This window comes from Oricola thermophila (genome assembly GCF_013358405.1).
Lineage (GTDB): Bacteria > Pseudomonadota > Alphaproteobacteria > Rhizobiales > Rhizobiaceae > Oricola > Oricola thermophila.
Window position 1 is genome coordinate 1929841 of the sequence record NZ_CP054836.1, and the last position, 18838, is coordinate 1948678.

Sequence of the window (18838 nt, forward strand, 5' to 3'; positions counted from 1 at the left end):
CCGTTCAGTTGCCCCTGCGCCCGCGCGCCACGGCACGGGCCAGCGCCGCCGTCACCTGTGCTTCCGACCTGCGGAAGGAATGCACGTCCGGCGTGCTGATCGTCACGTTGACCGTCACCGGCCCGCCGCCGCCCTGTGCCGCGACGCCGAGGCGCCCGTCCGGGCCGCGCTCCAGCGGCAGGATCGCCTCGGGCCCGGCCTCGCCGGCCAGCCCCGTGCGCCCGCCCGCAAGCGGGAAATAGGCCGGCGCGGCCAGCACCCCGCCACCGGCGAACATCGCGTCGGCGCCGGCGATCCCGCCCTGCGCGAAGGGCAGCGCGTTGGAAAAGCCGGAAAAGGCACGCGCGGCAAAGCCGTTCAGCAGGTTCCGCAGCGGCGACAACCCGGCATCGAGCGCGTCGAGGGCAAGACCGCGCCCGATGGCGCGCAGCGTATCCTCCAGCGAGCGGCCCGACACCACCGCGCCCCTGAGCGCGCCGGTCAGCGTCGTGCCGAAGGACTGCGCCTGCCTCTCCAGGCTTTTCAGCGCCGTCTCGAAGCCGGTCGTGTCGGCATTGATCGCAATTGTGAGTTCCTCGTCCATGCCCCTGCCCCCTCCTTCGTGGGAAAACGCCTTGAAATGCCACCGGGCGTGACTATCTTGGCCGCCGGGGACGACCCCACGCATGATGCGCACCAATTCCGGACGGCCGGCCACGATCGAGGTATTCGATGCGAACCGCGTCCGACAGAATTCGTCACACCGTCCTTTTCGAGATCATCGCCCTTCTCCTGGTCATCCCGCTGGGGACAGTCCTGTTCGGCCTGTCAGCCGCCGATGTCGGCGCCGTGGGCGCCGGCAGCGCCGTGATCGCGATGGTCTGGAACTATCTCTACAATCTGGGGTTCGACCATGCCTTGCGCCGCCTGACGGGAAGCACGGACAAGAGCTGGCCCGTGAGGGTGCTGCACGCGGTTCTCTTCGAGGGCGGCCTGCTCATCATCCTCGTCCCGCCGATCGCCTGGTATCTCGGCATCGGCCTGCTGGAAGCGCTCAAGCTCGATCTCGCGCTGGCGTTTTTCTACGTGGTCTACGCCTTCCTGTTCAATCTCGCCTATGACCTGGTGTTTCCCGCGCCGGCATAGTTCGGGGCGGATCGGGAAACGCCCGCATCAGCGCCTCCATCTCCGCCCTGCCCGGCGGCGCATGGAGGCCGTGGCCGCAGGCGCGCATGGCGGAGGCCAGTTCGCGCGGCGTCATCGCCCAGAATTCCCGCGGGGCCAGCCGCAGCACGCCCAGCCCGAACGCCATCGCCGCCTCCCAGGGGAACCGCTCAGCCATCGCCGCCGAAGGTCGCCTGCAGCAGTTCCGAGACGATGCGTGCATAACCCGCCGCCCCGCCTTCTGCCTGCATCTCGGCCACCTCCTCGCGCGTGAAGGTATGGCCGGCGCCCTTCAGGCCGGCATGGATGATGGTCAGCAGGTCGTCTGCCGACAGTTTCCCGGACGCAAAGCGCTGCGTCAGCGCCGTCAGGTCCTCCGCGCCGAAATGGGCCTCCAGCTCGGCCAGCGCGCCCAGCGTAAGACAGAGCGCGCGTTCCTTGCCGCCCAGCTCGGCGGCGATCTCTCCGCGTTTCCTGTTGACCAGCATCACAGCGCCCCGAAAGTCAGCTCCGAACCGGATTCCAGCGCGATGTCGAAGGTCACCTCGCCGTCATGGTTGCCGGCATAGTCGAGCGACGTGACCTGGAAGCCGCCCTCGATGGTGCCGAAATCCGGGATGACGAGCTGCATCTGCGTCACCGCCCCGGCGAAGAAGGCCGCGCGCACCAGCTCGTCCGACGCCGCGTCCCTGAAGATGCCCGAGGCCGAGACCGAGGCGCGCCGCACGCCCGCGCCGTCCAGCAGTTCGCGCCAGCGTCCGGCCGACTGCGAGTCCGTGATGTCCACGGTCTGCGCGTTGAGGGAAATGCGCTTGGTCCTCAGCCCGGCGACGGTGACGAAGCCGGTGCCGTCCCAGAATTTCAGCAATATGTCCTTGCCGCGTTGCGATGCCATCGCCACGGTCTCCCCAGTTCGTTGTCGATTGAGATCAGGCCGGCTCGGTGAGCGCCCGGAACCGCAGCACCGCGCGCCAGGCGCGGTCGGCAGCTTCAAAGCCGTGCTCGGCGGAAACGGGCAGCAACGAGACGATCCGCGTGCCGCCATGGATGCCGGAAAGCCCGGAAAGCGCCGCCGTCACGCGCTCCGCCACCGCCAGCAGTTCGGCCCGGCCCGTCGCCCGCGACCAGCAGCGCAGCGTGACGAGATGCTCCTCGCCGGCGGAATCGTCGGTGCTCCAGTCGGAAACCGCGGTCCGCCCGATGGCGACGAAGGGGAAGGCCCTGTCCGGCGGCACGCGGTCGGTGATGCGCCCGGCATCGCCGAGCAGCGCGACCAGTTCCGCGTCTCCCCTGAGCGCCGCGACGATGGCCGCCTGCAAATCATGCGCCGCGCCCATCGCCGTACTCCCTTCGCCGGTCCCGCGCCGCCTCGGCCTTGTCGTCGGCCAGCGTCGCGGCCCGCGTCCGCAACGCCCTGATCAGCCCGTCCAGGGTCAGTCGCATGGTCAGCTTCATGGCGTTTCCTCCCTCGTCAGGCAGAGGAGATAGCGGCCGGTCTCGTCGAGATCGCGCACGGCGCGGATGGCGAGAATCCTGCCGTCCTCCACCAGCCGCATGCCCCGCTTCACGCGGGCATCGGCGCGCAGCACGACGCGGTGGGTGATCTCGGCCTCCTCGCCATCGGCGCGGCTGACGACGCCCGCCGCCGGTTCCAGCCGCGCCCACAGCGTCGCGACGGTTTCCCACGTCTCCGCGTGGCCGCCGAGCGCGTCCGGCACGCGTGTCGCCCGCTGCAACCGCATCTCGTGGCGCAGCCTGCCGGGGTCGAAATGCTTCCCGCGCATGGCTACACCGAAAGGAAGCGGAAATGCCGCGTCAGCCGCCCGTAGAGCGCCGGCACCGAGACCGGCTGGTCGGCCGCGTCGTAGACGCCGCGAAACTCGTACCAGTGGGCGACCAGCACCAGCACCGCGCGCTTCAGCATGTCCGGCACGTCGACGCCCGTCGCACCGTAGCCGGCCTCGAAGTCCACCTCGATGCCGTTGGCGCGCATGGAAGCGGTGATGCCGTCCGCCAGCCGCAGGCGGGCGGGCCGCGTCACCAGGTTGACGAAATAGTCCGAGCCGTCGAGCACGGCCGGGTTGCCGGCGCCATCATAGACAGTGACGGCAACGATGCGGCGCACCGGCGCGCGCAGCAGTTGAAGCACGCAATCGTCCGGCGGACAGTCGAAATATGCCCGCCAGGTCTGGTCGATCAGCGCCTGTCCGGTATCGCGCTCGAGATATTGCGTGGCGGCGATCACGAGCGCGGAGATCGCGTCGTCCTCCGTGTCCGAGGTGACGCGCAGATGCGCCTTCGCTTGCGCCAGCGTCACCGGCATCGCCGCCGGCGGGGCAATGAGGGCATAGGTCATGGAAATCTCGCAGCCTTCAGGAAAATGGAAGGCCCCGGCGGGAGGAGAATTCCGGGGCCGCCGTTCGGGGTTTCTCAGGAAACCCCGAACTTCAGCAGCTTTATCGCGTCGAAGTCCTGCACCCCGCCGCCGACGCGCTTGGTGGTGTAGAACAGCACGTAGGGCTTGGCGGAATAGGGATCGCGCAGCACCGAGACGCCGGCGCGGTCGACGACGAGATAGCCGCGGCGGAAGTCGCCTAAGGCGATCGCCGGCGCGTCAGGGCCGATATCCGGCATGTCCTCGGCCTCGACCAGCGGGAAGCCCATCAGCATGGCGCGCTGGCCGGCGGCGGCCGGCGGCTGCCAGATGTAGTTGCCGTCGGCATCCTTTATCTTGCGGATCGCGGCCTGCGTCTTGCGGTTCATCACCCAGGTGGCGTTCTGGCGATAGCCGGCCTTGAGCGCATAGACCGTGTCGATCAGCACGTCGGACGGGTCCTCGGCCGGCAGCGCGCCGTCGGCGCCGGTCGCGACATAGCCGAGACTGCCCCAGCTCCAGCCGGATTCCGCGACAGCCGGGAAGTCAAGGAAGCCCCTGGGCTTGTTGTTGCCGTCGCCGGCGACGAAGGCCGCGCCCTCCTGCTCGGCGAAGGCCGCCTCCACTTCCGTGGCGATCCACTGGTCGATATCGACGATCGAGTCCTCCAGCAGCTGCGCCGTCGCCGCCGGCATGGCGTATAGCTCCATGGTCGGGAACTGCAGCTCGTCCAGGCTCGGCGAGGCGGTTTGCGGCCGCGCATCGGTCTCGCCGACCCAGCCGACCGCCGGACCGCCCACGGCGAAGGGCTTCTTCAGCACCGAGCCGGAGACCTGCCGCACGTCGGCGATGGCGCGGATCGGCGAGATGTCGCGCAGCCGCGCGCCGATGGCCGCCTCCGTCTCCGGCGGCACGAGATAGCCGCCGTCCGGGCCGGAGCCGATGCTCATGGCCTTGGCGTCGAGGGCCTGCAGCCGGCGCTCGTCGCCGCGCCGCACGTAGCTCTCGAAGGCGGCCTTGTGCTCGCTCGGCATCGCCGGCTCGCCGCCCAGCGGCGGGCGGGCCTGCTTGCGGGCGAGCGCGTCGAGCAGGCGCTTCTGGTCGTCCAGCGCACGGGAGATACGCTCCACCTTGTCGGCGGTCACGGCATCCTCGCCGAAGCGGCTTTCGATCTGCGCCAGCCGCTCGTCATTGGCCTGCTTGAACTCGTCGAAGGCGTGCATGAAGTCATCGAAGGCCTCGGCGACATCGCCCTCGCCCGCCGACTTTACCTCGGGAGCCGTTCTCGTCATCTGTTTCATTCTCGTCCTCACGTCTGTTGGAGTGTGTGGGCCGCGGCGCGGATCGTCTCCGCGAGGCCCCGTTCGGCGGACGCGCCGTCCCGGCGGCGCCTCAGCTCCGCGAAGCCCTTGGCGATCACCGCCCTGGCCTCGCTCCTCGTCAGCCCGGCATCCCGCACGAGCCGGCGTTCGAATTCGCGCTCGGTCGGCAGGCGGCCGCCCTTGACGGCGGTGACGCGCGCCTCCGGGTGCATCGGGAAGGTGACGACCGAGATCTCCCAGAGATCGGCCTCGATGATGCGGCGCACGCCCGTGCGCGTGTCCTTGCGCGCCCTCACCGTCCTGAACCCGATGGACAGCCCGTCGAGGCCGCCGCTCCTCAGCAGCGCCAGCACCTCCCGGCCCTTCGCCACCTCGGTGGAGATCCGCCCCTCGACATGGAGGCCGCGCGCGTCCTCGCGGATCGCGGTCCAGCGGCCGATGGGCTGGGCCGGGTCGTGCTGGAACAGCATGCGGATGCCGCCCGGCCCGCGCCTTTCGAGCGATTTCGCGAAGGCCCCGCGCTCGACCAGGTCACGGCCGAGATCGACCGTGCCGAAGACGCTCGCATAGCCCGCGATCCGCCCGTCGCGCGCCTCCAGCGCCACGCGATTGAACTTGCGCTCCAGCCGTCCCGCGTCAGCCTTCATCGCGCCCTCCCCGCGTGCCGGACAGTTTCTCGCCGAAGCGCACCGCAAAGCCGATCGCCCACCAGATCGACAGGCTGGCGAGCGAGGCGCCCATCAGCACGGTCTCCTGCGGCGAGAGAAGGTACGCGATGCCGAGCCGCGCCGCCACGGCCAGCCCGGCGGTGGAGCCGAAGACCAGCCCCGCCGTCACGGAGGCGAGGAAGCGCAACGCCGCCTCGCGCGGGCCCCTGGGCAGGAGCCAGGCGAATGAAATCGCCGCGCCGGCAAGCGCGCCGGCAAGTTTCGCCAGCCACACGGATGCGGCCGGCGACAGGTCGGTCATGGTCATGGATGTCTCCTAGGTTCTGGGCCCGTATCCCACCGCCTCGCGCTTCTCGTCCTCGGTGAGGAAGGAGGCGCGCTCCAGCCGCGCCCAGAGCGCGTCGCGCTCGGCGGAAAGGCCGGCGATGGCGTCGGCGTCGGGCGAAAGCCGAAGAGCGCCGCCGCCCAGCCAGCGGGCGAAGGCGTCCGCCGTGCGCGCCACCAGCGGCAGCACGGTCAGGCGGTAGAAGGCGCGGTTGGCCTCGGCATAGTTGGCATAGGTGTTGTCGCCGGGAATGCCGAGCAGCATGGGCGGCACGCCGAAGGCCAGCGCGATGTCGCGGCTGGCGGCGTTCTTCGCCTCGATGAAGTCCATGTCCTTCGGCGAAAGCCCCATGGCCTTCCAGTCCAGCCCGCCTTCCAGCAGCAGCGGGCGGCCGGCATTGGCCGCGCCGGCATATTCCTCGCGCAATTGCCGCCGCAGCTGCTCGAACTGTTCCGGCGCCATGCCGCCGCCCTCGGCCGGCTCGTAGACCAGCGCGCCGGAGGGCCGCGCGGCGTTGTCGAGCAGCGCCTTGTTCCAGGCGCCGGCGGAATTGTGGATGTCGAGCGCCATCAGCGCCGCCTCCAGCGGCGCGAAGCCGCGCAAATCGTCGAGCGGGTGGAACAGCGCCAGGTGCAGCAGCCGCGGCTCGCCGTCATCGCCCTCGAAGGGAATGCGCCGCCGCGCGGCCCCGGCGCGGTAGTCCACCGCCACCGGCCAGCCGTCGGGGCCTGCGACCACCGACACGCGGTCGGGGCGCAGAGGATAGAGCGCCTGCGCGTCGCCCTCGCCCGCCCGCTCCACGAAGGCGTCGCCGGCCAGCAGAAGGTGGCCGTAGAGCGTCTCGAGGAAGACGGCGCGGCTGTCGCGCGCGTTCGGCCGGTCGAGCAGCGCCAGCACCGGGTGGTCCGGCACCTCGCGCCCGTCCTCGTGGGCCAGCCAGGGCACCGCGGCGGCGGCCTCGGCGACCATGCGCACGCAGCGGTGCACCACCGGATTGCGCATGAAGCCCTCGCGCGAAAGCGCGCCGTAGGAGGCCGATGTCCAGGCCGCCGCGGCCGCCCCGTGCATGGCGATGAAGGCCGGGGGCGCGGCCTTGCTCTCCGCCGGCCTCGCGGCGGCGCGTGTCGTCCGGCCGCGCGCGAAGGCCCGCGCCAGCCAGTTGGCAGACTGATTCATGGAATTTTCCCAGGTTCCTGTTTCGCAACGAAAAAGGGGCCGCGAGGCCCCTTGCGCATGTCGTGTTCACGTCCGGCGTCGCCCGCCGGAAGTGGCCATTGAAGGCGGCCGCGCAAGACATGAAAAAGGCCGGCGTGGCACCCCACCCGGCCTCGAAACCCATTTCCGCGATTGTGCCGATACCCTACCGGACCGGCGTGACGCTGTCAAGGATTATTTTCCTATCCTTTCCGCACCACGTATCTCGACTGCACCAGGCCGGAGGGAAACGACCGCGTCTCCACGTGGTCGAGCGAAATGTCGCGTTCCAGCGGGCCGAACAGCGGCCGTCCCTCGCCGATCAGCACCGGGACCTGCGTGATGACCATGTCCTCAATCAGCCCCTCGCGCAGGAAGGACTGGACGAGACGTCCGCCATCGACATAGGCGCGCTTCCAGCCGCGCCGGGCGGCGGCGTCCATCAGTTCGCGCGGCGTTCCGCCGACGATCTCGACCTTGCCGGCCAGTTCGCCGGGAAGGTCCGATGCCGACAACGACCGGCTCGCCACGATGACCGGCCGCGTGTAGGGCCAATCATCGTAGGCAAGCATCTTCTCGTAGGAGTTGCGGCCCATGATGATGCCATCGATATCGGCAATGAAATCGTCATAGCCGTGATCCTCGTCCTCCCTGTCGCGCTCCAGCAGCCAGCCGATATCCCCGTCGGGACGGGCGATATGGCCGTCCAGGCTGGTAGCGATGAAGACATGTCCCGTGGTCATTGCGTTTTCTCCCGGAAAGGCGCGCGACAGCGCGATTGCCGCCGCGCCCGCGTTGCATGAAAGCTTCTCAGGCCGCGACATCCTCGCCGCCGTCGAAGGCGGCGCGGGCGGCACGTATGTCGTCATGGCGCGCCTCGGCCCAGGCGATCAGCGCCGACAGCGGCTCCAGCACCGAATGGCCGAGAGCTGTCAGCCGGTAGTCGACCGTCGGCGGCGTCGTCGGATAGACCGTGCGCTCCACCAGCCCGTCGCGCTGCAGCGTGCGCAGCGTCTGGGTCAGCATGCGCTTGGAAATGTCTCCGACCTCGCGGTTGAGCGCGCTGAAGCGCGTCGGCCCGGCAGCCAGCGCGGTGAGAATCAGCACCGACCACTTGTCCCCGACCCGGTCGAGAACGTCGCGCACCGGGCAGTTGGCCGGGTCAAGGCCCTCTTCCTGCCATGCATCGAAGCGCTCGCCGACCTGCCTCGTCGCATCGGGGCGGTTACCGCCGTGTTCCCTGGGCATGAAAAACTGCCTCCTTCCAAGGCCTTTCCGATAGTGGTACCGAAAAGAGACCATACCTCTTTTCGAGACCATGTTCAAACCGTGAAAGGACAATATCATGGCAAACCAGACCGCGAAATATCTCGTCACCGGCGCTTCCGGGCAACTCGGCGCGCTCGCCGTCGAGGCGCTTCTCGCAAGAGTGCCGGCAGGAAACGTCGTCGCCCTCGTGCGCCGGCCGGAGGCCGCCGCGCCGCTGGAGGCGAAGGGCATCGAGGTGCGCATCGGCGACTACACCGACCGTGCGGCGCTCGAAAGGGCGTTCAACGGCATCGACCGGCTGCTGCTGATCTCTTCGTCGGAGATCGGCCAGCGCGCGCCGCAGCACATCAACGCGATCGAGGCGGCGAAGGCGGCCGGCGTCGGCTTCATCGCCTATACCTCGATCCTGCACGCCGATACCTCGCCGCTGATGCTCGCCGAGGAACACCGGGTCACCGAGGACGCCATCAGGGCTTCCGGCATCCCCTATGCCTTGCTGCGCAACGGCTGGTACACCGAGAACAAGACCGGCTCCGTCGCCGCGGCCATCGAGCACGGCGCCTATATCGGCGCGGCCGGCGAAGGGCGCATTTCCAGCGCCACGCGGCGCGACTACGCGGAAGCCGCCGTCGCGGTGCTGACCGCCGATGAAACAGCCGGGAACGCCGTCCACGAACTGGCGGGCGACGAGAGCTACTCGATGGCCGAGTTCGCCGCCGAAATCGCGCGCGCGGCGGGCAAGCCGGTCGCCTACAGGGACATGAGCCAGGCCGAGCATGCCGCGGCCCTCGAAGCCGCCGGCCTGCCCGGCCCGTTCGCCGCCATTCTCGCCGACAGCGACGCCGGCACCGCGAAGGGCGCGCTGGAAGACGACAGCCGCACCCTGTCGGCGCTGATCGGCCGGCCGACCACCCCCTGGCGGGAGACCGTCGCCGAGGCCGTCAGGGCCGCGGTCTGACGCCCGCCGCACCGAGGGGGCCTCACAGCCCCCTCACCCGCGGAATCCGCTGCGGCGCCAGCAGCAATTCGCCGAGCGCCCAGACCAGCGCGTCGAGCCGGTCGGGCGAGCGGCCGGAGTCCAGCCCCTTCGGCGTGAAGGTGCACATCTCGTCCTCCAGCGCCGACAGGCCCGGCGCATGCGTCACGCGGCCCTGCTCGTAGAGCGCGGAGACCGGCTCGGCGCGCAGCCACTTGCCGCGCGTTGCGTGCACCTTCTTCAGCGCCACCGTCGGGTCCACCTGGCGGATCACCGCCTCCACCATGTCGCCGCCCTGGTTGACCTCGGCCAGCATCAGGTCGGCGCCGAGCGCGTGGTAGAGCGCCACCGCGCGCTCGGCCCAGCGCACCGGGCTTGCCGCGCGCATCGTCGCGTCGGCGATCACATGCGCATTGCCGTCGGCGCGGAGCCCGGCGGCGACGATACCGCAGGCATCCGAGCCGGACCGCGAGCCGGCCGGCGGATCGACCGCGACGACGATGCGCCGCAGTTCCGGCGGCGTACGCAGCCGCAGCCGGTCCAGCGTCGCGCGCTTCCACATCGCGTCCTCCGCCTCGTCGAGGATCTCGGCCAGCAGCTCCTGCCGGCCGAGGCCCGACCCCTCGTAGCGGGCGCGCACCGCGGCAAGGAAGCCGGGCGCCAGGTTGGCGGCGTTGTCGTAGGTGGTGCCGCGCGTCACGGCGGTCGCCCCGTCCTCCACCAGTTCCCTCAGCAGCGCCACCGGCTTGGGCGTGGTGGTGATGCAGGTGCGCGGGTCGTCGCCCAGCCTGAGGCCGAACATCGCCATGTCCCAGGTCTCGCGCAGATAGCGCCAGGCAGCCAGCTCGTCGGCCCAGATGCGCTCGTGCTGCGGGCCGCGCAGGCTTTCCGGGTCCTCTGCGGAGAAGAACATCGCCTCGGCCCCGTTGGCCCAGACGACGCGGCGGTTGGAAACCTCCAGCACCGGGCGGCCGAGGCGGGTGCCGTCCCGGGTCACGTCGCCCTCCCAGCACACCGAGAGCAGCCCGCTCTCGCCGCGCACCATGATGTCGCGTGCATCGGCCAGGGTCGGCGCGATCAGCGCGATGCGGCCGGCGCCGCGCCTGACCTGCTCGCGCACCCATTCGGCGCCGGCGCGCGTCTTGCCGAAGCCGCGCCCGGCGAGGATCAACCAGTTGCGCCAGTCGCCCGGCGGCGGGAGCTGCTCCGGCCGGGCGAATAGCGGCCAGTGGTAAAGAAGCTCGACGACTTCGAGGTCATCGGCCGCCTTCAGCGCCGCCAGTTGCGGCCTCGTCAGCTCCGCCAGCCTCGGCATCACGCTTTGCCGCAATGTATTTGTCGATGATGTTTTCAAAACGCCTCCGTGCGTCGGCCATGAAGGCCGGCGTCAACACGATTGCCTGGTCGTCGAGGCCCACCCTGCTGCCGCAGGTCGGGCAGGTCTGGCCGGGTTTCGGCCGTTCCGGCCCCGGCAGGTCGCGGCGCGCCGCCGGTCCCGCCAGCAGCAGGCGGCGGCGCTCGGCCCTGCCCCGGTCACGCGCCCGGCGCGCCTTCGGCTCGCGCAGCATGAACCGCTTGAGCGTGTCGGGATGGACGTCGAGGCGGCGCGCAGCCTCGGCGCCGCTGTAGCCGTTCAGGGCGAATTCGTAGATCAGCTTCAGGATCGGCGGGTCCGGCTTGAGAATGGGTTTCCTGCCCGTCCTGTTCGCAGGCCGGTCGGTCATGGCGATGCCTCCTTTGCGCAACGAAAAAGGGCCGCGGCGCAAGCGCCCGGCCCTTCGGTCTCTTTCGACCAAATTTCCCGATTGTGCCCGAAGGCTACACGATCACCGTGACGGCGTCAAGGAATTTTTTCCTAGACGGTTTGCCCCACGCATTACACGGCACAGGACCGGAAACACGGGCCAAAGCTTCGGTTTCGTTGCAGTCTTCAGAGCATCACTTCGATCTGGTCCGCCAGAGGCGCAAGATCGCCATTGAAGCTCCGCACCATCGCCGCGAGAAACGGCTCCGGTTGCAGCTTTCTGTCATCCACGCTGAAGCCGGCATTACGCGCGAGCATGGTCAGGAAAACCAGTTGAACGCGCCCGTTTCCCTCCCGAAAAGGATGAATCGCGTTGATCTCCGACAGGAACCATGCCGCTTCCAACGCGAACTCGCTCTTGTCGGTGCAGCTTCGCAAGTGATCCTTTTCCGCGAGTTGCTCAAAAAGCCGGTTTGCCTGTGCCTCGATATGTTCCGGATAGCAGAACCAGTTCGATCCTTTTCCGGTTCTGATCGTCCGGACCTCGCCCGCCCAGTCGTAGACGTCCTGGAAGAAGTGACGGTGGATCGCCCGGTAGTGCGCGAAATCGAATGCGCCTGCCGGAAGATCTTCTTCCGCGCGGGAGTTGAACATAAGCTGTTCGAACTGATCGAGATCGTCCTGGTTTCGGATGTTCGCCTTGTTCCTGAGCACCTGCGTGCCCGGATAGAACAACGGATCCTCGATCGTGCGATACCGATCCACCCGTCAGCTTTTCTTGAATGCCTTTACGATTTCGGCCCGGTAGGCATCGCCCCGCAATCCGCGGGACTTGGTATTCTGCGCAATCTCACGTGACGCCGCGCTGAGCTCAAGCCCCTCGACGGACGCGAATTTTGTCGCCTTTCGCGGGCCGATAGCCCGTGTCACGAACCTGCCGCTGATCGTCGAGCGGCCAATCTTGACTGTCTTTGCCATGGCAACAACCTAGCATTTTCCGAAGCCGTCTGCATATCTTTTCGGGTATATTCGCCTTGGATCAGGCTTTGCCGGCGTTTCCGGCCAATCGTACCACTTCAACGCCCGGTCTGTGCGTGTTTCCGCACCTCCGGCCCCTTCCCGCCCTTCCATTCCAGAAGATAGGCGTCGCCGCGGGTGATCTTGCGGAACGCGGTGGTGGCGAAGACGGCGACGCAGTTGCCGCCTTCCCGGCGCACGGAGGGATAGAGGATGCCGTGGCCGCCCCTGGCGCGTACTGCACGCGCCAGCTTCTGGCCCTCCGGGTAGCCGATGGCCGGGTCGGGATCGAGCGCGGCATGGCCGGGATGCGGATGCAGGTCGGCCATCCAGCCCTCGACATGGGCGACGAGCTCGACATAGGCCGACAGGTTGTCCGCGCCGCCGGCATTGCGGATCTCGCGGTCGAGATGGAAGGCGATCTCGGCAAGGCTCGTCTCGATCTCCATGGCCGCGTACCATGCGCCGCGCCCCTCGCCGTTGAAGCGGTTTCCGCCCGCGCGGGTATAGACCAGCGCGGCATTGACGAAGGAATGGCCGTAGCCGAAATCCGGTGTCAACAGTTCGGCCGGCGAGACGTGCTCGAGCTGGCCGCGCCCGGCCATCAGGCGGCCGCTGGTCATGCCCTCCAGCCGCGTCAGCACCGCCAGTTCCGCTTCGGTGTCGCAGAGCGGCGCAACCGCCGGCTCACGCGCATGGGCCTGCGCGATCAGGCGGTGCGTGCTTCTCTCCTCGAATCCCCTGAATGCCGGCTCGCTCACGCGCCGCCCCTGAGCGCGTCGATGTGGTTGCGCATCCGCACCATGGCGGGAATGCCGCCCTCGATCATCACCTGCACCGGCGTGCGGCCGCCGAAACCGGCATTGGCGGCCTTCGGCCAGCCATGGGTGAGCGGGCCGTTGAAGAGCAGGCCCAGCCCCTTGAACAGGCCGACCAGCAGGCTCGCCCGCATCATCTGGTCCTGGTTGAGCGTGCCGCGGAAACTGCCGTCCTTCATGCGCGACCATGTGCGCACGTTGACGCCGGCCAGCGCGGCGGCCTCCTCGTTGGTCAGATTCCAGTATCCGGCAATGCGCACGAGCGCCTTGGCGATCGCCGCGCGCTCGTCGGCACCCGGCGGTGCAATCGCCGGAGCATCGTCCCGGGCAAGGGCTGCATCGGCCATGGCGGCCTCCTTTCGTCAAGTGTCAATATAATTCTTGCCATATGGCAAATCAAGGACGCGCCTTCCGCCTCCTCTTTGTTCCCGCGCAAAGTCGGCGCCGCGCGGATGCGGCAGGTTTGTCCGATGGAGGAACGCGAAGCATGAAGGGCAGACCGTTGATCGATCCCGACACGAGCATGGACGACATCATGCGCCAGTGGCCGCAGACCATCGCGGTGCTGATCCGGCACGGGATGCTTTGCATCGGCTGCCCGATCGCCACCTTCCACACCGTCGCTGAAGCCTGCGACGAGCATGGCGTCGACGAGGAAACATTCGTGCGTGAACTGGCCGCGGCAATCGGCGCCTGAGGCGCCTACTTGCGGTGGCGGTTTTCCGCGATCAGCATCAACCGGTGCGGATCGCGCACCGTCACCTTCTGGCGGCCGCCTCGCACGACGCCGTCATCCTCCCATGCGCTGAGCAGGCGGCTGACCGTGTGCAGCGTCGTCCCCGTCATCTCGGCAATCTCCTGGCGGGTGATCGGGAAGTCGATCTCGATCCCGTCCTCGGTCTTGCGTCCGGCCTGCTTGACCAGCCGGAGAAGCGCGCTGGCGATGCGCTGCTCCACCTGTGCCGTCGACATCTCCATGACCGTGGCCTGGGTCTCCTCCAGGCGGTTGCCGATGGTCCCGTAGGTGGCCGCGCCGAAGGACGGGAAACGGGATTGGAATTCCGGCCACTCGCCGTTCGGCCAGGCGAGGATCACGCAATCCACCGCGGCGACGGCACTGGCGGGAAAGGTGGTCCGCCCCATCGCGACCGCGATGCCGAACAGCTCGCCCTCGTTGATATAGCGCGCGACGACCTGGTGGCCGTCGGGCGAGGTGCGCACCACCCTGATGTGGCCGGACAGCAGCAGGTAGAACGATTCCGCCTTCTCCTCCTGCTCGAAGACCGCCGAGTTCTTGGGTACGTGCCGGGAACGCGCCCTTTCGAGGATGAAGTCTATGTCCTCCGCCGCCAGGCCGCGAAACGGCGGCAGTCCGGCAACCAGTGACCTGTCTAGCGTCGGCATGGATCTGTCGTTCCCCTCGCGTGACCACCGGGTCCGCGTTTCCCGTTTCCTGTTTGCGCCAGCACAAAAAGCGCCGACGCCTTCCGGAGTATCCCCATCTCAACGGCAAGAGCCGTGACCTACATAACCGAAAGGATGAAAGCATGAAACGGGTGATCGCAATGCTGACGCTGGGCGCCGCTGTGATCCTGGCCGGAAACGCCAACGCGGCGGAACACGAAATCAGGATGCTGAACAAGGGCGAAAAGGGCGTGATGGTGTTCGAGCCGGACTTCGTCCGGGCCGAGATCGGAGACACCGTCCGCTTCGTTCCGACCGACAAGGGCCACAATGCCGAAAGCATCAAGGGCATGCTTCCCGACGGCGCAACGCCCTTCAAGGGCAAGTTCAACGAGGAAGTCGTCATCACGATCGAGAAGCCCGGCGTCTATGGCGTCAAGTGCACGCCGCACTACGCGATGGGCATGGTTGCCCTGATCGCGGCCGGCGAAGCACCCAATGCCGAGGCGGCCGCCGCGGTGAAGCATCCCGGCAAGGCAAGGAAGGTGTTCGCCGGGCTGTTCGAGCAGGCTGCCACCGCGAACTAGGCACAGCGCGAAGAAGCGAAAAAGGCCGGGAGCCCAATGGCCCCGGCCCTTTTTGCTGCCGGCGGTCGCCCGTCACGCCGTCTTGCGGCGGGTCAGCAGGATCGGGCCGTAGCGGCCGGCAAAGACCAGGAATGCACCACCCCACAGCGCGCCGCCGGTCATCAGCAGCGCCATGTATTGCGCCGCGAGTACCGGCGCCAGGACGCGGAACAGCGTGCCGAGCGTCACGAGGCCGTAGATCGCCACGGTCCAGCCGTCCGCCTCGATCGCCCGTCCGGTATGGCCGAGGCTCGCCCGCGTCATCACCGCCAGCGTCATCGTGCCGATGGCACCCGCCGTCAGCGCATGGATCGCGGCGCTCTCGGGAACGGCGCCCGGCGCGAGATACGCCGCGCCCAGCAGCGCCAGCGACAGGGCGAGCCAGAAATAGCCGGCATGAAGCACGACGACTATGGGCTCGCCGAAGGTCCGGTGGCCCTGCCACCGCGCGAGGCGAAGGGCGAGCAGCAACCCGGCGACGGCAAGCAGCACCCCGGTGACGAAACGCTCGGGCAAGGCGACCCAGCACAGCAGCGCTGCCCCGGTCGTCGCGAGCGCGGCCTTGTCCAGGCGGCCGAAGCTCGCCGGAAGGGCCGTCCCGCCCCGTTTCACCAACCAGTTGCGGGTGAAGCTCGGCACGATGCGCCCGCCGATCAGCGCGATGAGCATCGCGACCGTGGCAAGGCCGAGCCGCGTGCCCGCCCCGCCGAGGTCGAACCGGACACTCTCCAGCAGATGCAAGGCGTCCGCGAGCGCGAATAGCGTCAGCATGGCGGCGACGGGCGCGTTGCGCCAGTTCCGCCCCGCCACCACCTCGCGCCACACCGATCCGGCGAGAACGACGGGAAAGGCAAGCTCTATGACCATCACCGTCCACGACGGTCCGGCAGTGTCATAGGCGATGCGCCCGGCCAGCCACAGGCCGACAAGGCCGGCCAGTGGCCAGCCGCTGAGCGGCAACCGGCCGGTCCAGTTCGGCACCGCCGTCAGGACGAAGCCGGCAATGACGGCGCCGAGATAGCCGAAGATCATCTCGTGGGAATGCCACGCGATGGGGACCGCGTGGAACAGCGCCAGCCATGCGGGGATCACAAGACCCGCCTGCAACGCCGCGAGCAGGAAGAACGGGCGGAAGCCGTATTGCAGGATCGCCGGGCCGCCCCGCACGCGCCCCCGCCCGTCGCGGTCGCGATTTCCCGCGGCCCGCTGGCGCCTGAGCGCGGACCGGTCGCCTGTCCGTGTCATGCCGCTCATTGCGCCCTCCCCGTCCCGTCCGCCGCGCCGGGTTCGGCCAGCATCCGGGCGAAGCCGGCCCCGCGCGCAGCGAATTCCGCAACATCTCCGAACAGGCCGGCAATCTCGGCAAACGCCGAGAGATCGGGCTCCCCCGTCTCGATGTCGTCGATTTCCTTCAGAAGAACCATCACCATCGCGATGGCGTTGCGCATCCGGCGCGCCTCGGCCAGTGCGTTGGCGCGGCGGATTTGCTCGAGTTCCGAGGCATCCCGGCCGGCGGCAAGTGCCACGCCGTGGGAGAAGCCCGGTCCTGCATCGTGTCCGGCATGCATGTCTGCATCTCGCATCTGGTTGAACATGGTGGTCCCTCAGCGGTCGAAGGCGGCCGCGATCCGGCTTCGGAGGGCGGCGAGGAACGGAAAGGCGTCGTCCTCCCGGACCAGGCGGAAACCGAGATGGTCCGGCGGGGTGCCGACGGCGCAGCCGCCGCTCCTGCCGTCGCGAATGAAGGCCGTCATGTAGGCCCGGTGCGCGCCCTCCGCGACGCGGATGCCGCAATTCTCGTAGCGGCTCGCGCCGCCGGCGCTGTCGTCCGCCGTCCGGGTATAGCAGGCCGAGGTCCACTCCCAGACATTGCCGCCGATATCGTGGACGCCGTTGGAATTCGGCCCGAAATGACCACGCGGATGCACGATCGGGTCCGCCTCGCGGTCGAACAGTACCTGCTCCTCGTAGCGGCGCAGCCAAGCGACCGCCGGGTTGTCCGGGTCGTCGCCGCGGCTGAACACCTCGCCGGCGAAACGCTCGGCGGCGACATGGGCCCATTCCTCTGCCGTCGGCAGCCGCCAGGTCTCGCCGCGGCGTTCCGACAGCCAGTCCGCATAGGCTCCGGCGTCGAGGAAGCTGACGCCGGTCACCGGCGCATCGGGATCCTGCGTTCGCGCCTCCGGCGGCTCGCAGCGGCCATCATCGACACAGGCGCGGTACTCGCCGAGGCCGACCTGGTGCTTCATGATCTCGACCGGCCGGCGCAGCGTGACACGGCGCTCGCCCGGGTCGTACCCGGCACCGCCACGGACGAACTCGCCGGTCGGCTCGAACCCGAACGTGCCGGCAGCCACGACCACCGTCTCCGGCGCCGGCGGCAAGGGCGCCGCGCGGTCGAACCAGGCGGCACCCGTCGCACCCAGGGACGCCGCCACGGCGACGGCGGCCGTTCCCTCGATCCATGCATGGCAGAATGACATCTCGGCTTCCTCGCGGGGGCGCGGCCCGGCGCGATGCCGGGCCGCGACAGGTGGACGGGAGGATCAGAGCGCGGGGATCGGACCGGGCGCCTTGACCTGCTTCATCAGGTCGTCGTCCCAGTCGCCCTCGACCAGGAAATGCGCGGTCGCACCAAGCTCGACGGCCTCGATCAGGTTATGGTTCACATAGGCGTAGATGCCCGGCTGCAGGAAGGTGTAGATCGCCGCCCCGGCCGAGCCGCCGCGGATGAACCAGGTCTCGAGATCCCTGGCGGGCGGGTTGGCGAACTTGCCCTCCTCCCACACATAGTCCCCGTGACCGCCGATCAGGTGCGGGCGCGTGTCGCGGTTGGCCTGCGAATGGACGATCAGCACCGTCTCGCCCACCTTCGCCTTCATGGCGTTGTCGCCGGTCAGCGCGCCCCTGGCACCGTTGAACACGACGTGGGTCGGCACGAGACCGCGCATCACCTCCACCGTGTCGGCATAGGATTCGCCGGGCGAGTCGTAGCTGATGAAATTCCCGTCCGCGTCGCGCGGGATGTAGAAGTCGTTCTCGCCGATGTAGAAGATCCGGTCATAGCGCAGCGGCTCGCCCTTCTCGTTCCTCAGGCCGTCGCGCGGCAGCACCATGATCGCGCCGCTCATGCCCGAGACGACGTGCCAGGGGATCATCGCGCCTTCCGGTGCGCAGTGATAGACGAAGGTGCCGCTCCGCGTCGCCCTGAAGCGCAGCGTGGTCTGTTCGCCGGGGTTGATGAGCGTCAGCGCTCCGCCGCCCAGCGCGCCGGTCGCGGCGTGGAAGTCGATGTTGTGCGGCATCGAGTTGGTTTCCGGGTTGACCAGCGTCAGCTCGACATAGTCTCCCTCGTGGACGACCATCAGCGGGCCGGGAACGGAACCGTTGAAGGTCATGGCCTGAAGCGTGGTTCCCTCGTCGTCGATGACGAGCGGCTTTTCCTCGATCGTCATGGTGAATTCCATGACCTTCGGACCACCCTTCGCGACCTGGTCATGCGCATGCACGTAGGGCGGCGCGACCAGCGTCACCTTCTGGCGCGGAAGGGAATCGATGTCCGTCCCGACGGCGGCGGCCCGGGCGGCGTCCGCCGCGACGGGCATTGCGGCGACGACCGCGGCTGCACCGGCTGTCATCATGGCTTGTCTTCTCGTGAACATCTTCGTTCTCCTTGTCACCCTCGTTGGGGATGACGTCATTCTGGAAGAACGCCGGCGAGCCTTCTTTGTGCTTGCGCAAACAGGAGACAGGTCCGGAAAACGCAGGATGGATGCCCCCTCCGCAGGTAACGCGCCGTGACCCGCGGTTTCCAATCGTGACCGCGAAAGGCGGAACCGGCAGCCGGATCGGGCCGAAATCACGATTTCGCCGCCAAACGGCCATGCTGCGGCCAAGTCGAACGGTTCTTCCGCGCGTTCGGTTCCGCCCCTCCGGCGGCAGCCCCCGGAAACGACAA

Annotated in this window: 29 protein-coding genes; 4 read left to right on the plus strand and 25 right to left on the minus strand. The window is 68.6% G+C overall.

What is annotated here, in order from left to right; all coding sequences use genetic code 11:
• Positions 1–4: 4 nt before the first annotated feature.
• Entirely contained in the window at positions 5–583 is a 579-nt protein-coding gene (locus HTY61_RS09290) for a phage tail tape measure protein (RefSeq protein WP_175276520.1), read from the minus strand.
• A gap of 128 nt (positions 584–711) precedes the next feature.
• Here HTY61_RS09290 and HTY61_RS09295 point away from each other — a divergent pair, with 128 nt between their 5' ends.
• On the plus strand, positions 712–1125 hold the full coding sequence (locus HTY61_RS09295; protein WP_175276521.1) for a PACE efflux transporter: 414 nt from the start codon (positions 712–714) through the stop codon (positions 1123–1125).
• Here the strand turns inward: HTY61_RS09295 and HTY61_RS09300 are convergent.
• The 13 genes from HTY61_RS09300 to HTY61_RS09355 all read right to left on the minus strand — a co-directional run bounded on the left by HTY61_RS09300 (position 1085) and on the right by HTY61_RS09355 (position 8274).
• Positions 1085–1321, minus strand: coding sequence for a rcc01693 family protein (locus HTY61_RS09300; RefSeq protein WP_175276522.1), 237 nt, complete (start codon positions 1319–1321; stop codon positions 1085–1087). The two genes, HTY61_RS09295 and HTY61_RS09300, sit on opposite strands and share 41 nt — an antisense overlap.
• Positions 1314–1634: a gene transfer agent family protein gene (locus tag HTY61_RS09305; protein WP_175276523.1), complete on the minus strand. Its 321-nt coding sequence runs from the start codon at positions 1632–1634 to the stop codon at positions 1314–1316. The genes HTY61_RS09300 and HTY61_RS09305 overlap by 8 nt, the downstream gene beginning before the upstream one ends.
• Complete coding sequence (locus HTY61_RS09310; protein ID WP_175276524.1) at positions 1631–2038, minus strand: phage major tail protein, TP901-1 family; 408 nt, start codon at positions 2036–2038, stop codon at positions 1631–1633. Before HTY61_RS09310 ends, HTY61_RS09305 begins: the two co-directional genes overlap by 4 nt.
• A 34-nt stretch (positions 2039–2072) precedes the next feature.
• Positions 2073–2480, minus strand: a complete 408-nt coding sequence (locus tag HTY61_RS09315) for a DUF3168 domain-containing protein (RefSeq protein ID WP_175276525.1) — start codon at positions 2478–2480, stop codon at positions 2073–2075.
• Positions 2464–2598 carry a hypothetical protein gene (locus tag HTY61_RS19605; RefSeq protein ID WP_281367589.1) on the minus strand — a complete coding sequence of 45 codons (135 nt, stop codon included), beginning with the start codon at positions 2596–2598 and terminating at the stop codon, positions 2464–2466. The genes HTY61_RS09315 and HTY61_RS19605 overlap by 17 nt, the downstream gene beginning before the upstream one ends.
• Positions 2595–2927: a phage head closure protein gene (locus tag HTY61_RS09320; protein ID WP_175276526.1), complete on the minus strand. Its 333-nt coding sequence runs from the start codon at positions 2925–2927 to the stop codon at positions 2595–2597. The genes HTY61_RS19605 and HTY61_RS09320 overlap by 4 nt, the downstream gene beginning before the upstream one ends.
• A gap of 2 nt (positions 2928–2929) precedes the next feature.
• A complete protein-coding gene (locus tag HTY61_RS09325; protein WP_175276527.1) occupies positions 2930–3499 on the minus strand; it encodes a head-tail connector protein in 570 nt (189 codons plus the stop codon).
• Between the two features lie 74 nt (positions 3500–3573).
• Complete coding sequence (locus HTY61_RS09330; RefSeq protein ID WP_175276528.1) at positions 3574–4818, minus strand: phage major capsid protein; 1245 nt, start codon at positions 4816–4818, stop codon at positions 3574–3576.
• A gap of 8 nt (positions 4819–4826) precedes the next feature.
• A complete protein-coding gene (locus HTY61_RS09335; protein ID WP_175276529.1) occupies positions 4827–5486 on the minus strand; it encodes an HK97 family phage prohead protease in 660 nt (219 codons plus the stop codon).
• Positions 5476–5814 (minus strand): DUF6107 family protein, encoded by a 339-nt coding sequence (locus HTY61_RS09340; protein ID WP_246272981.1) that lies wholly within the window; start codon positions 5812–5814, stop codon positions 5476–5478. Before HTY61_RS09340 ends, HTY61_RS09335 begins: the two co-directional genes overlap by 11 nt.
• Positions 5815–5823: 9 nt before the next feature.
• Positions 5824–7008, minus strand: a complete 1185-nt coding sequence (locus HTY61_RS09345; RefSeq protein WP_175276530.1) for a phage portal protein — start codon at positions 7006–7008, stop codon at positions 5824–5826.
• A gap of 221 nt (positions 7009–7229) precedes the next feature.
• A complete protein-coding gene (locus tag HTY61_RS09350; protein ID WP_175276531.1) occupies positions 7230–7769 on the minus strand; it encodes a dihydrofolate reductase family protein in 540 nt (179 codons plus the stop codon).
• Between the two features lie 67 nt (positions 7770–7836).
• A complete protein-coding gene (locus tag HTY61_RS09355) occupies positions 7837–8274 on the minus strand; it encodes a winged helix-turn-helix transcriptional regulator (protein ID WP_175276532.1) in 438 nt (145 codons plus the stop codon).
• 97 nt (positions 8275–8371) lie between these two features.
• Here HTY61_RS09355 and HTY61_RS09360 point away from each other — a divergent pair, with 97 nt between their 5' ends.
• On the plus strand, positions 8372–9253 hold the full coding sequence (locus HTY61_RS09360) for an SDR family oxidoreductase (RefSeq protein WP_175276533.1): 882 nt from the start codon (positions 8372–8374) through the stop codon (positions 9251–9253).
• Positions 9254–9275: 22 nt separating this feature from the next.
• Here the strand turns inward: HTY61_RS09360 and HTY61_RS09365 are convergent, their stop codons facing one another.
• The 6 genes from HTY61_RS09365 to HTY61_RS19480 form a co-directional block, all read right to left on the minus strand.
• Positions 9276–10586 (minus strand): DNA-packaging protein, encoded by a 1311-nt coding sequence (locus tag HTY61_RS09365; protein ID WP_175278499.1) that lies wholly within the window; start codon positions 10584–10586, stop codon positions 9276–9278.
• Entirely contained in the window at positions 10528–10995 is a 468-nt protein-coding gene (locus HTY61_RS09370) for a hypothetical protein (RefSeq protein WP_175276534.1), read from the minus strand. Before HTY61_RS09370 ends, HTY61_RS09365 begins: the two co-directional genes overlap by 59 nt.
• A gap of 206 nt (positions 10996–11201) precedes the next feature.
• Complete coding sequence (locus HTY61_RS09375; protein ID WP_175276535.1) at positions 11202–11780, minus strand: Fic/DOC family protein; 579 nt, start codon at positions 11778–11780, stop codon at positions 11202–11204.
• 3 nt (positions 11781–11783) lie between these two features.
• Entirely contained in the window at positions 11784–11993 is a 210-nt protein-coding gene (locus HTY61_RS09380) for a hypothetical protein (RefSeq protein ID WP_175276536.1), read from the minus strand.
• 98 nt (positions 11994–12091) lie between these two features.
• Positions 12092–12793 carry an RES family NAD+ phosphorylase gene (locus tag HTY61_RS09385; RefSeq protein WP_175276537.1) on the minus strand — a complete coding sequence of 234 codons (702 nt, stop codon included), beginning with the start codon at positions 12791–12793 and terminating at the stop codon, positions 12092–12094.
• Entirely contained in the window at positions 12790–13197 is a 408-nt protein-coding gene (locus tag HTY61_RS19480; RefSeq protein ID WP_246272983.1) for an antitoxin Xre-like helix-turn-helix domain-containing protein, read from the minus strand. The genes HTY61_RS09385 and HTY61_RS19480 overlap by 4 nt, the downstream gene beginning before the upstream one ends.
• A gap of 140 nt (positions 13198–13337) precedes the next feature.
• Between HTY61_RS19480 and HTY61_RS09395 the strand changes: the two genes are divergently transcribed.
• The gene (locus HTY61_RS09395; RefSeq protein ID WP_175276538.1) at positions 13338–13547 is read left to right on the plus strand and encodes a DUF1858 domain-containing protein; all 210 of its coding nucleotides are present in this window, start codon (positions 13338–13340) and stop codon (positions 13545–13547) included.
• 5 nt (positions 13548–13552) lie between these two features.
• Here the strand turns inward: HTY61_RS09395 and HTY61_RS09400 are convergent, their stop codons facing one another.
• A complete protein-coding gene (locus HTY61_RS09400) occupies positions 13553–14254 on the minus strand; it encodes a Crp/Fnr family transcriptional regulator (protein ID WP_175276539.1) in 702 nt (233 codons plus the stop codon).
• A gap of 143 nt (positions 14255–14397) precedes the next feature.
• On the opposite strand from HTY61_RS09400, the gene HTY61_RS09405 reads away from it, so the two are divergent.
• Positions 14398–14841 carry a pseudoazurin gene (locus HTY61_RS09405; RefSeq protein WP_175276540.1) on the plus strand — a complete coding sequence of 148 codons (444 nt, stop codon included), beginning with the start codon at positions 14398–14400 and terminating at the stop codon, positions 14839–14841.
• A gap of 72 nt (positions 14842–14913) precedes the next feature.
• Here the strand turns inward: HTY61_RS09405 and HTY61_RS09410 are convergent, their stop codons facing one another.
• The 4 genes from HTY61_RS09410 to nirK form a co-directional block, all read right to left on the minus strand.
• On the minus strand, positions 14914–16134 hold the full coding sequence (locus HTY61_RS09410; RefSeq protein ID WP_197945385.1) for an NnrS family protein: 1221 nt from the start codon (positions 16132–16134) through the stop codon (positions 14914–14916).
• Complete coding sequence (locus HTY61_RS09415) at positions 16131–16475, minus strand: hypothetical protein (RefSeq protein WP_175276541.1); 345 nt, start codon at positions 16473–16475, stop codon at positions 16131–16133. Before HTY61_RS09415 ends, HTY61_RS09410 begins: the two co-directional genes overlap by 4 nt.
• 9 nt (positions 16476–16484) lie before the next feature.
• On the minus strand, positions 16485–17363 hold the full coding sequence (locus HTY61_RS09420; RefSeq protein ID WP_175276542.1) for a formylglycine-generating enzyme family protein: 879 nt from the start codon (positions 17361–17363) through the stop codon (positions 16485–16487).
• A gap of 63 nt (positions 17364–17426) precedes the next feature.
• The gene (nirK, locus tag HTY61_RS09425; RefSeq protein ID WP_175276543.1) at positions 17427–18542 is read right to left on the minus strand and encodes a copper-containing nitrite reductase; all 1116 of its coding nucleotides are present in this window, start codon (positions 18540–18542) and stop codon (positions 17427–17429) included.
• Positions 18543–18838 lie beyond the last annotated feature (296 nt).

Excerpts from the sequence above, each read along its gene's own strand:
- HTY61_RS09395 (WP_175276538.1), top strand. The coding sequence starts at position 13,338 with ATGAAGGGCAGACCGTTGATCGATCCCGACACGAGCATGGACGACATC.
- HTY61_RS09330 (WP_175276528.1), bottom strand. The coding sequence starts at position 4,818 with ATGAAACAGATGACGAGAACGGCTCCCGAGGTAAAGTCGGCGGGCGAG.
- HTY61_RS09345 (WP_175276530.1), bottom strand. The coding sequence starts at position 7,008 with ATGAATCAGTCTGCCAACTGGCTGGCGCGGGCCTTCGCGCGCGGCCGG.
- HTY61_RS09405 (WP_175276540.1), top strand. The coding sequence starts at position 14,398 with ATGAAACGGGTGATCGCAATGCTGACGCTGGGCGCCGCTGTGATCCTG.
- nirK (WP_175276543.1), bottom strand. The coding sequence starts at position 18,542 with ATGTTCACGAGAAGACAAGCCATGATGACAGCCGGTGCAGCCGCGGTC.
- HTY61_RS09290 (WP_175276520.1), bottom strand. The coding sequence starts at position 583 with ATGGACGAGGAACTCACAATTGCGATCAATGCCGACACGACCGGCTTC.
- HTY61_RS09380 (WP_175276536.1), bottom strand. The coding sequence starts at position 11,993 with ATGGCAAAGACAGTCAAGATTGGCCGCTCGACGATCAGCGGCAGGTTC.
- HTY61_RS09335 (WP_175276529.1), bottom strand. The coding sequence starts at position 5,486 with ATGAAGGCTGACGCGGGACGGCTGGAGCGCAAGTTCAATCGCGTGGCG.
- HTY61_RS09320 (WP_175276526.1), bottom strand. The coding sequence starts at position 2,927 with ATGCGCGGGAAGCATTTCGACCCCGGCAGGCTGCGCCACGAGATGCGG.
- HTY61_RS19480 (WP_246272983.1), bottom strand. The coding sequence starts at position 13,197 with ATGGCCGATGCAGCCCTTGCCCGGGACGATGCTCCGGCGATTGCACCG.
- HTY61_RS09310 (WP_175276524.1), bottom strand. The coding sequence starts at position 2,038 with ATGGCATCGCAACGCGGCAAGGACATATTGCTGAAATTCTGGGACGGC.
- HTY61_RS09360 (WP_175276533.1), top strand. The coding sequence starts at position 8,372 with ATGGCAAACCAGACCGCGAAATATCTCGTCACCGGCGCTTCCGGGCAA.
- HTY61_RS09340 (WP_246272981.1), bottom strand. The coding sequence starts at position 5,814 with ATGACCATGACCGACCTGTCGCCGGCCGCATCCGTGTGGCTGGCGAAA.
- HTY61_RS19605 (WP_281367589.1), bottom strand. The coding sequence starts at position 2,598 with ATGAAGCTGACCATGCGACTGACCCTGGACGGGCTGATCAGGGCGTTG.
- HTY61_RS09325 (WP_175276527.1), bottom strand. The coding sequence starts at position 3,499 with ATGACCTATGCCCTCATTGCCCCGCCGGCGGCGATGCCGGTGACGCTG.
- HTY61_RS09315 (WP_175276525.1), bottom strand. The coding sequence starts at position 2,480 with ATGGGCGCGGCGCATGATTTGCAGGCGGCCATCGTCGCGGCGCTCAGG.
- HTY61_RS09355 (WP_175276532.1), bottom strand. The coding sequence starts at position 8,274 with ATGCCCAGGGAACACGGCGGTAACCGCCCCGATGCGACGAGGCAGGTC.
- HTY61_RS09365 (WP_175278499.1), bottom strand. The coding sequence starts at position 10,586 with ATGCCGAGGCTGGCGGAGCTGACGAGGCCGCAACTGGCGGCGCTGAAG.
- HTY61_RS09410 (WP_197945385.1), bottom strand. The coding sequence starts at position 16,134 with ATGAGCGGCATGACACGGACAGGCGACCGGTCCGCGCTCAGGCGCCAG.
- HTY61_RS09420 (WP_175276542.1), bottom strand. The coding sequence starts at position 17,363 with ATGTCATTCTGCCATGCATGGATCGAGGGAACGGCCGCCGTCGCCGTG.
- HTY61_RS09400 (WP_175276539.1), bottom strand. The coding sequence starts at position 14,254 with ATGCCGACGCTAGACAGGTCACTGGTTGCCGGACTGCCGCCGTTTCGC.
- HTY61_RS09295 (WP_175276521.1), top strand. The coding sequence starts at position 712 with ATGCGAACCGCGTCCGACAGAATTCGTCACACCGTCCTTTTCGAGATC.
- HTY61_RS09350 (WP_175276531.1), bottom strand. The coding sequence starts at position 7,769 with ATGACCACGGGACATGTCTTCATCGCTACCAGCCTGGACGGCCATATC.
- HTY61_RS09415 (WP_175276541.1), bottom strand. The coding sequence starts at position 16,475 with ATGTTCAACCAGATGCGAGATGCAGACATGCATGCCGGACACGATGCA.
- HTY61_RS09300 (WP_175276522.1), bottom strand. The coding sequence starts at position 1,321 with ATGGCTGAGCGGTTCCCCTGGGAGGCGGCGATGGCGTTCGGGCTGGGC.
- HTY61_RS09370 (WP_175276534.1), bottom strand. The coding sequence starts at position 10,995 with ATGACCGACCGGCCTGCGAACAGGACGGGCAGGAAACCCATTCTCAAG.